We start from the raw sequence: 6962 nt of genomic DNA on the forward strand, positions 1-6962 counted from the left end.
ACCGCCAGCGCTGCGGCTATGGGTGAGGCGTCCGGCACCGCCACCAGCCCGGCAACCACCGGCGCAGGCGGCGTGTTGCGCGTAGGGGCCAACCCAGTGCCACACGCGGAGATTCTGGAATTCGTCAAGCCGAAGCTGGCTGCCGAGGGCCTGGACCTGCAAATCGTGGAATTCACCGACTATGTGCAGCCCAATGTGGCGCTGGGCGAAGGCAGCATTGACCTGAACTATTTCCAGCACCAGCCTTATCTGGATGAGTTCCAGGCTGACCGCCCCCTGGGCATCGTCGGCGGACCCAAGATTCATGTGGAGCCGCTGGGCCTCTACAGTGAGAAATACAATGAGCTAAGCGCTCTGCCAGACAGCGCGACCATCGCCATTTCCAGTGATCCCAGCAACTCGGGCCGCGCCCTGAAACTGCTGGAAAAAGGCGGACTGCTCACCGTCAAGCCTGAAGCGGGCATCAGCGCCACGGTGCTGGATATCACGGACAACCCCAAGAATCTGAAGTTCCGCGAGCTGGAGCCTGCCCAGCTTCCGCGTTCGCTGGCCGATGTGGACGCGGCGGTCATCAACACCAACTACGCCCTGGAAGCGGAGTTGAGCCCGCTGGAAGACTCGTTGCTGCTAGAAGACGCAGACAGCCCCTATGCCAACTTCCTGGCGGGCAAACCTGAGATGCTGAATGACCCCCGGGTGCAGCAGCTGGCACAAGCCCTACAAAGCGAAGAAGTGCGCCAATTCCTTCTGGACAAGTACAAAGGCGCAGTGGTACCCGCGTTCTAAACCGGCTGGAATCCAAATTTCAGGCCCCGGCTGACCAGTGCAGCCGGGGCCTTGGCCTTGCAGGCGGAGGTCGGTCAGCGCCGCGCCGAAGCCAAGCTTAGCCCAAAGTCAGGGTCTGCTCAACCGCAGCGGGCACTGAGCCTGTCAGGCCCGCCGCCTGAGCCAGCAGCTCATAGCTACGGCGCCGGGCTGCCGGGTCATGAATGTGAGTTGTGATCATCAGCTCCTGGGCCCCCGTTCGCTCGGCCAGGGCCTGCAACCCAGCCCAGACCTCGGCCCCACTGCCAATCACAGCCTTGCCCAGCAGTTGCTGCGGCGCGACTTCCATCTGCTCCAACCACCGGCGGGCATCCGCGGGACTCATCAGCGGTCCACGGCGTCCTGAAGCGATGCCCAGGGCCAGGGCCGCGCTGGTCAGCGACAATTCATGGGCTTGGGCCGAGTCTTCAGCAGCCACCACATTCACGCCCAGAATGGCGTATGGCGCGGCCAGATGTTCGCTGGGCTGGAAGTGGCGGCGGTAGGTGTCCAGCGCTTCGCGGGGGTCAAACCCGCTGAAGTGATAGGCAAATGCGTAGGGACGGCCCAGCTCCCCGGCCAACTGGGCACCGAACAGACTGGACCCCAGAATGTACAGCGGGGGCAGGGTTCCCTGGGGATAAGCCCGCACGGCGCTGAACGGCGAAGTCATGGGCCACTCTGCTTCCCCGGCAAAGGCACGCAGCATGGCAATCTGCTTGCCAAAGTCGTCGGTTGCCAGCGCATCCGGGGCGCGGCGCAGGGCCAGCGCTGTGCGGCCATCGGTGCCCGGCGCACGGCCCAGGCCCAGGTCAATCCGGCCAGGGAACAAGGCTTCCAGGGTCAGAAAGTTTTCGGCCACCTTCAGTGGCGAGTGATTGGGCAGCATGATCCCGCCGGACCCCACACGAATGCGGCGCGTACGCTGCGCAGCCAGGCCGAGCAGAATCTCCGTGGACGCGCTGATAAATGTCTCGGTGTTGTGGTGCTCGGCCACCCAGTAGCGGGCGTAGCCAGCGGTGTCGGCCAGCTCGGCCAAGCGGAGACTGTGCTCCAACGCCTCACCTGCGGTCATGGCCTCACTGACCGGAAACAGGTCCAGCACGGAAAGGGGAAGATCGGTCATACCCCGTTTTATGCCTGCCCTGTCGAAGACAAAGTGGGCTGAGCTGGGATATCCGCCTTAGCCCGGTCAAAGAAAGTGTGACCTGGAGATGGCGCAGGCCCGCACCTTCTCAAGTGCGGGCCTGCGCTTCAGACTGCTCCAGCCTCTCCCCTACAAAGCTGAGGCTCTCCGCCAACCAGCCCCAGTGAGGGTCAGGAGATCACTTCCACAACTTCCGGCTCTCCTTCGGGACGCGGACGCAGCAACACGCGCGTGATCTTGAGCCCCTGGACCTCCTCGGCACTCAGATCGTAGCCAGGCACACTCACCGCAGTACCTGCACTGGGCAGCGTGCCGTGTTCAGCCAGGAGCACACCCGCAATGGTGGTGGCTTCTTCACTCTCGATAGCAATGCCGTGATCGTCGCGCAACTCGGAGAGGGTCACCTCGCCGTCAAGGAGCAGCGAGCCGTCACTCTGGACCTTGATCCAGTCGCTCAGCAGCGGGTCTTCGTCTTCGACCACATCAGCGATCAGGTCGTCCATCGTCACCAGGCCCATCGTGCCGCCGTACTCGTCTACCACCAGGGCGGCGTGCATACGCTCACGCTTGAAAAGGGCCAGCAGGTCTTCAGCCGAAGCAGTGGCCGAAACACTACTCAGACGCCGCACCAGCTGACGGAGCGGAGGCACCTGCCCACGAACCCGCGCCCGAATAAAGTCCTTAGCGAGCAGTACACCCACCACCTGATCCAAGCTCCCGTCGTAGACCGGATAGCGGCTGCGCGGCGAGCGCACAATCAGGTCGCTGATTTCCTGTGGACTGGTCTGTACATCCAGGGCCTCAATGCGGGTACGCGGAGTCATCAATTCCTCGGCGGTGCGTTCTTCCAATGCGAAGATGTTCTGAATCAGGTCGCGCTGCCCCTCAGCCAACTGTCCGCCCTCGGTGCTCTCCTCAGTCAGAATCGAAAGTTCCTTGGAGGTATACAGCGAAGCGTTATCGCCTGGGTCTTTGATCCCCAGCAGGTGCATCAAGCTGACCGCAATCCAGTTCAGCAGCGTCACCAGCGGACGGAACACAAACGCGAAGACACGCATCAGCGGATAGATTTTCAGGCTGACCTGCTCAGGCGTTTGCAGGGCCAGCGCCTTAGGAATCATTTCCCCGAACACCACATGCATAAACGTAATCAGGCTGAGGCTGATCACCGTACCCAGTGTGTGGGCTTGGCCGTAGGTCAGGCCGCCTTCTTCCAGTGGGTGATAGAGCCAGCCAGCCACCTGCTGCTCGCCGTACATCCCCAGCCCGATAGAGGCCAGCGTAATTCCCAGTTGGGCCACCGCCACGTAGCGGTCCTTGCCCATCGGCTGGTCAAACACTTTTAGCATCTGCTGCGCCGCACTGCTCCCCGACTCAGCAAAGGCCGCGATCCGGCTACGGCGCGAACCGACCAGCGAGAACTCCGCAGTTACAAAAAGCCCGTTCAGCACCACCAGCACCAAGATGACCAACAGCGGCACCACATAGCTCAGCAAGTCGCTCATGACCGTACCTCCGGGGCGTTGGCGTTCAGGGCCGAGCTGGGCAAATCAAAGCTCACCCGGCGCACGGCGCGGCGGTCCATCGCTTCGACCCGCACGACCAGGTCACCAAGCACCACCTGATCGTCCACGGCGGGCAAGCGGCCCAGTTCGCTCCACATCAGGCCACTGACGGTATCCACCTCATCGGCGGGCAGGTCCAGCGAATAGCGGTCATTCAGCACTTCCAGCAGCACGTCACCGCGCGCCGTGATTCGGCTGCCATTTTGCGTAATCAGGTCATCTTCCTGGTCAAACTCATCTTGCATTTCCCCGAAAATCTCTTCCAGCACGTCTTCCAGTGTCACAAAACCCGCCACACCGCCGTATTCATCAACCACGACGGCGTTGGGGCGACCTGTCTCGCTCAGCTTGCGCCACAGGTCACCGACGGGCATAGCATCGGCCACGACCAGCGGGGGGGTCATCACTTGCGATACCGGCACGTCCGGCGCGGCTTCAGACATCTGGTACAAGCGCCGCAGCGAGACCATGCCGCGCAGGTCATCCACCGAGTCCCCGACCACTGGAAAGCGCGTGTAGGGCGTTCCAGCCAGTTCGCGCAGCGCATCTTTGACCCCCAGCTCGGCACGCACCGCCGTCACCCGGATACGCGGCGTCATGATCTCGCGGACCACCCGGTCCTCAATGCTGAAAACCCCGGCGACCATATCCCGCTCGGCGGCGTCAATCAGCCCTCCAGCCGCGCTCGCTTTGAACAGCCCTTCAAGCTCATCCGGCGAGTGCACATGAGAATGACTATGATCAGCATTCAAGCCAAGCAGCTTCATCACGCCGAATGCTGTGCCATTAAACAGCAGAATCAGTGGGCGAAACAGCAGCAGCGACAGCTGCATAGGCCGCAGAACTGCCAGCGAAAGTTGCTCGGGGTAACGCAGCGCCACCGTCTTGGGCAGCAGCTCTCCCAGCACCACCTGAAGCACCGTGATCAGCAGCAGCACAAGCACAGTGGACGCAGCTGCCCCACCGAAAGCACCCAAATACGGCGTCAGCAAGGGCGAAAGCCGTGACTGTCCAAAAGCACCTGCCACCAGGCTACTCAGGGTGATTCCAATCTGGCAGGCCGCCACATAGGTATCCAACTTCTGACTGTCACGCAAAATGACGCTCAGATCAGCAGCGGCAGCGTTGCCGTTCTCGGCCATCTCCTGAACCCGTGAGCGGCGAGAAGACACCGTAGCGAACTCGGCAGCGACGTACAGAGCGTTGATGGCCACCATCAGCAGCAAAATGAGCAGTGGCAAGGCCGCCGCAGTCATGCTTGCCTCCAGCCACCCAAGAGGCCAGGAGCACGGGCCTTTAGCAAGTTACGCGGGGCGCAGCCAAGGTCCAGCAAAGTCGGAGAAGAACTGGAGCGGGAACTCGAAGGCTCTCCGCTGTCACTGCCAAGCAGAATCATCAGGAGGCATTATAGAGAATTGACCTCTAAGACAGTCGCCCGATGTTTACGAAATGCTGGGAAAATGCCCCCAGCCCTGACGACTTCCGCCCTGCTGACTTTGGCCCTGCCAACTTTGGCTCTGGCACTGGTGCCCCGAAGAGAGCACCGCAGGCACAGCAGGACAATCCTGACCAGGACAGGTACAGCAAAGAGGCCCACTTGCCATGTGGGCCGGGAATGCAGCAATGAAGCTAAGGGGTGAGGGGGCAGTTCAGTTTAGCTGAGCGTGACGGTCACGCTTGTTGGCCTGGAGGCTGCTCCAAATCGCCAGCCCAATAAAACCAGCCCCAATCAGGCCAGTGACAAGCTCGGGAATATGGACTTCGCGGTTCATGCTCAGCAGCATGATGGTCGCCAGTGCGCCAATGCCGTAGTGGGCACCGTGTTCCAAGAAGCGGTAGGCGTCCAGCGTGCCCTTTTTGACCATCATGATGGTCAGCGAACGCACGAAGATGGCCCCGATGGTCAGGCCAGCGGCAATCAGCACCACGTCTTTGGTCAGGGCAAAAGCACCGATAACGCCGTCCAGCGAAAACGAAGCATCCAGAATTTCCAGATACAAGAAGGCCGATGCGCCCGCTGCACCGCTTTTTTCGGTCAGACCGTCCATCTCAAACAGATTGCTGATGGTATCCATGACCAGATACACCAGCAGACCGACCAACCCGGCGCTCAGCGCCGACAACTGTTCCGCTGGGGCCACCGTGTAGTGGACCAGCAGGAGCAGCAACGTCCCCACGATGATGCCCTGAATAGAATCCAGCTTGCCTGCGCGGGCCAGCAGCCGCTCGGTATGCCGGAGCCAGTGAACGTCTTTGGCGGCGTCCATAAAGTACTTCAGGAACACCATCATCAAAAAGGCTCCACCAAAAGCGCTGATGGTCACATGGGCCTTTTCCAGATGCTCAGCGTATAGGTCGGGGTTGGTGAACGCCTCACGCACCACTTCGCCAAAGCCCAGGCCCGCCGAAAGCGCCACAATCAGGATAGGAAAGATAAAACGCATCCCGAATACGGCGATCAAGATGCCCCACGTCAGGAAGCGCTGCTGCCACTTCTGCGACATGGTCCGCAGGACGGTGGCATTGACCACTGCGTTGTCGAACGAAAGCGATATCTCAAGCACGCCAAGCAGCACCGCAATGGCCAGCGCCTGCCACATCGCCTGAAGACCGCCCCCACGGGTATACCCGTCCCAGGCCGCCACAGCCAAGCACACCAGCGTCACCAGCGACGCAAACCCAAAAAACTCCCTGAATACTTTCATCCCGCCTCCTGCACCTGCCCCAGCTTGCCCGGCTTCTGCCCAGCAACACTTTTAGCCAGTTCCTACAACCTACAAATAGCTCCAGTTTAAATGGCCCTATTTCAAACGGCCCAGTTTACTCCGCTCAGCGGCAGTGGGTTGACCCCGCGCCAAAGCAGTGCAGAGCAGTGCATGAGCAGCTACTCTTTGCAGGTCACCCCTACCGAGAAAAGAGCACAAAAAAAACAGGCTCCCCTAGAGGAACCTGCTGGTGACTGAACTTGGCAGTCAACCGCTTAGCGGCGGGTGGTGTCGTTATTGTGGGTGGTCGTGGTATGGGTAGTGTGGGTGGGGGTGGTGTGCACAGGAGCAGTGCGGACCACGTGCTCGGGCTCACGGCGGCGAGCACCGGCCAGACCGGCCAGACCCAGCAGACCCAGCCAACCCCAGTCAAAGCCGTCGTTTTCGCGTTCGACAGTGGTGGTGGTCACAGGGGTGGAGGTGGTGGTGGTGGTTTCGCTGGTGGACTGAGTCTGAGCAGCGGCGGTCATAGGGGCGGCCAGCAGGCCAGTCAGCAGCAGAGCGGTTACTTTTTTCATGGTGTTATCTCCTCTTTCGGTGGGCCGGAACAGGCGCTCCTGCTCAAATCGCAGGGCATAGTGTTCCGGCTGCTGAGTAGCAGTGTGTGGCCTCAGGGCTCAGTACCTGACAGGTTGCCTTTCGGCCCCTCCTGGCGCAGGAAATGGAGTCCTCAAGAGGTCC

General features: G+C 61.1%; 6 protein-coding genes. 1 reads left to right on the forward strand and 5 read right to left on the reverse strand.

What is annotated here, in order from left to right:
* Positions 1–18: 18 nt before the first annotated feature.
* Positions 19–786 (forward strand): MetQ/NlpA family ABC transporter substrate-binding protein, encoded by a 768-nt coding sequence (locus IE158_RS09745; RefSeq protein WP_189643514.1) that lies wholly within the window; start codon positions 19–21, stop codon positions 784–786.
* Between the two features lie 97 nt (positions 787–883).
* Here the strand turns inward: IE158_RS09745 and IE158_RS09750 are convergent, their stop codons facing one another.
* The 5 genes from IE158_RS09750 to IE158_RS09770 form a co-directional block, all read right to left on the reverse strand.
* Positions 884–1930: an LLM class flavin-dependent oxidoreductase gene (locus tag IE158_RS09750; protein ID WP_189643503.1), complete on the reverse strand. Its 1047-nt coding sequence runs from the start codon at positions 1928–1930 to the stop codon at positions 884–886.
* Between the two features lie 191 nt (positions 1931–2121).
* Entirely contained in the window at positions 2122–3456 is a 1335-nt protein-coding gene (locus tag IE158_RS09755; protein ID WP_189643505.1) for a hemolysin family protein, read from the reverse strand.
* The gene (locus IE158_RS09760; protein WP_189643506.1) at positions 3453–4772 is read right to left on the reverse strand and encodes a hemolysin family protein; all 1320 of its coding nucleotides are present in this window, start codon (positions 4770–4772) and stop codon (positions 3453–3455) included. The genes IE158_RS09755 and IE158_RS09760 overlap by 4 nt, the downstream gene beginning before the upstream one ends.
* Positions 4773–5165: 393 nt before the next feature.
* Complete coding sequence (locus IE158_RS09765) at positions 5166–6221, reverse strand: DUF475 domain-containing protein (protein WP_189643508.1); 1056 nt, start codon at positions 6219–6221, stop codon at positions 5166–5168.
* Between the two features lie 275 nt (positions 6222–6496).
* Positions 6497–6799 (reverse strand): WGxxGxxG family protein, encoded by a 303-nt coding sequence (locus IE158_RS09770; RefSeq protein ID WP_189643510.1) that lies wholly within the window; start codon positions 6797–6799, stop codon positions 6497–6499.
* Between the last annotated feature and the right edge of the window lie 163 nt (positions 6800–6962).

The sequence above is a fragment of the Deinococcus piscis genome (assembly GCF_014653275.1).
Lineage (GTDB): Bacteria > Deinococcota > Deinococci > Deinococcales > Deinococcaceae > Deinococcus > Deinococcus piscis.